This window comes from Bartonella sp. CM120XJJH, from assembly GCF_042194715.1.
In the GTDB taxonomy this organism is placed as follows: domain Bacteria; phylum Pseudomonadota; class Alphaproteobacteria; order Rhizobiales; family Rhizobiaceae; genus Bartonella.
Genome location: NZ_JBHINE010000103.1, coordinates 1 through 776 on the forward strand (window position 1 = coordinate 1; position 776 = coordinate 776).

The 776-nt window shown below is 45.4% G+C and carries 1 protein-coding gene; it reads right to left on the bottom strand.

Annotated features, from left to right (window positions below; all coding sequences use genetic code 11):
- Positions 1-776 (bottom strand): hemagglutinin repeat-containing protein (locus ACFIKU_RS10010; protein WP_375657419.1); only part of this gene is annotated, 776 nt, incomplete at both ends.

Genomic DNA, 776 nt, shown 5'->3' on the forward strand with positions numbered 1-776 from the left:
AGGCCACGATAGCAGCGCCAGCTTCTGTCAGCCCTTGGGCTTTATAATCCCAGTCTTTAAATTCAGCTTTCACTGCTTGCCAATCAACTTGCTTGGATAATTCTGGATCATCACGCAGTTGCTTAATCCATGCCATGCCTGGGGAGCGAGATAATTGTTCAAGAGATTTGTCTAAATCACCGGTTGCCTCATATTCAACAACAAAGCCATCGCCCGCATCAAGCTTTATGCCACCCTTAGCATCTATGGTGACATGCTCGATGGTCTCCTTCAGATAGCCTTTGTCCCTCTCATTCCACCACACAAGGTTTTCATTACGCTGATAAACATCCTTAAAATCTTGATCCTTGTTGGTCAGAAACTTGATTTTTCCCGTATCTGATGCCAAATGCGTCTGACCACCACTTGATAGCCCTGCCGCATCAAGCGTGAGATCCCCATTTTGCGCATGCATGGAGAGGTTGCCCTCTGTTTCTATCGTGGTTTTGTTTGTAGTAACTTCTGTTGACTGTTGACGAAACTTATTCTTTTGCTTCGATTTGTCGCCTTCTTTGCCCCTCAGATCCAAATCAAAACTATTAAAATCTTGCTCTGAAACCACGTTGAGAGCGCCACCACTGGTGAAATCCCCATTGCCCTTGGCTTTAAACTTTCCCCCAAGGTTAAGATCACCACCTGTGACAATGGTCAAATCTCCATCACTGTTGACTTCTGCCAAATGGTGCTCACTGCTTTGGGCGTTATAATGCCCTTTTTCCAATGTCTCCTTATGGTCA